Genomic DNA, 1,453 nt, shown 5'->3' with positions numbered 1-1,453 from the left:
TCCCACTCTATTGTAAACAAGACATTTTTATCTTTTATATTCAATGGCTTATTTTCCTGCTAATTGGTAATACCATGAAAAATACCATGCTCAGAAAAGGCTTAACAATATTTTGAAAAATTGCCTACTGAGCGCTGCCGCACAGCTCCATAGGCCGCTTTCCTGGCTTTGCTTCCAGATGTATGCTATTCTGCTCCTGCAGCTAATGGATCACCGCAAACAGGTTACTCGCCTGGGGATTCCCTTTCGACCCGAGCATCCGCATGAGACTCATGCTCGATTATTATTATTATAGAAGCCCCCATGAATAAATCGCTCATCATTTTCGGCATCGTCAACATAACCTCGGACAGTTTCTCCGATGGAGGCCGGTATCTGGCGCCAGACGCAGCCATTGCGCAGGCGCGTAAGCTGATGGCCGAGGGGGCAGATGTGATCGACCTCGGTCCGGCATCCAGCAATCCCGACGCCGCGCCTGTTTCGTCCGACACAGAAATCGCGCGTATCGCGCCGGTGCTGGACGCGCTCAAGGCAGATGGCATTCCCGTCTCGCTCGACAGTTATCAACCCGCGACGCAAGCCTATGCCTTGTCGCGTGGTGTGGCCTATCTCAATGATATTCGCGGTTTTCCAGACGCTGCGTTCTATCCGCAATTGGCGAAATCATCTGCCAAACTCGTCGTTATGCATTCGGTGCAAGACGGGCAGGCAGATCGGCGCGAGGCACCCGCTGGCGACATCATGGATCACATTGCGGCGTTCTTTGACGCGCGCATCGCGGCGCTGACGGGTGCCGGTATCAAACGCAACCGCCTTGTCCTTGATCCCGGCATGGGGTTTTTTCTGGGGGCTGCTCCCGAAACCTCGCTCTCGGTGCTGGCGCGGTTCGATGAATTGCGGCTGCGCTTCGATTTGCCGGTGCTTCTGTCTGTTTCGCGCAAATCCTTTCTGCGCGCGCTCACAGGCCGTGGTCCGGGGGATGTCGGGGCCGCGACACTCGCTGCAGAGCTTGCCGCCGCCGCAGGTGGAGCTGACTTCATCCGCACACACGAGCCGCGCCCCTTGCGCGACGGGCTGGCGGTATTGGCGGCGCTGAAAGAAACCGCAAGAATTCGTTAACTGCACATTCGGGATATTTCTCTATATTCGCGGTTCAGCAGGCATGTCCCCTTTGAGGGCGACCCGACGACAGGATAATCGACCTTATGGTGCGCAAATATTTCGGCACAGACGGTATTCGTGGCAAAGCCAACGAAGGCGCGATGACGGCGGAAACCGCCTTGCGCGTCGGCATGGCGGCTGGCCGTGTCTTTCGTCGCGGTGACCACCGCCATCGTGTCGTGATCGGCAAGGATACGCGCCTGTCGGGCTATATGCTTGAACCCGCGCTCACAGCCGGTTTCACCTCGATGGGCATGGACGTATTCCTTTTTGGCCCGCTGCCGACAACGTA

1 protein-coding gene and 1 pseudogene are annotated in these 1,453 nt (G+C 56.5%); both read left to right on the top strand.

All coding sequences use genetic code 11. From position 1 onward, the window contains the following. The first annotated feature begins 303 nt into the window (after positions 1–303). On the top strand, positions 304–1,119 hold the full coding sequence (gene sul2, locus FTU09_RS13670) for a sulfonamide-resistant dihydropteroate synthase Sul2 (RefSeq protein WP_001043260.1): 816 nt from the start codon (positions 304–306) through the stop codon (positions 1,117–1,119). Positions 1,120–1,205: 86 nt separating this feature from the next. Beyond that, positions 1,206–1,453: pseudogene (gene glmM, locus FTU09_RS13665) on the top strand (phosphoglucosamine mutase); the annotation flags it as partial.

The sequence above is a fragment of the Acinetobacter sp. YH12058 genome, from assembly GCF_013419805.1.
GTDB classification, from domain to species: Bacteria; Pseudomonadota; Gammaproteobacteria; order Pseudomonadales; family Moraxellaceae; genus Acinetobacter; species Acinetobacter towneri.
The sequence above is the reverse complement of the archived record's forward strand: the minus strand, read 5'-3'. Positions and strand labels throughout refer to the sequence as shown.

Coding starts and splice junctions, on each gene's coding strand:
- sul2 (WP_001043260.1), top strand. CDS start 304: ATGAATAAATCGCTCATCATTTTCGGCATCGTCAACATAACCTCGGAC.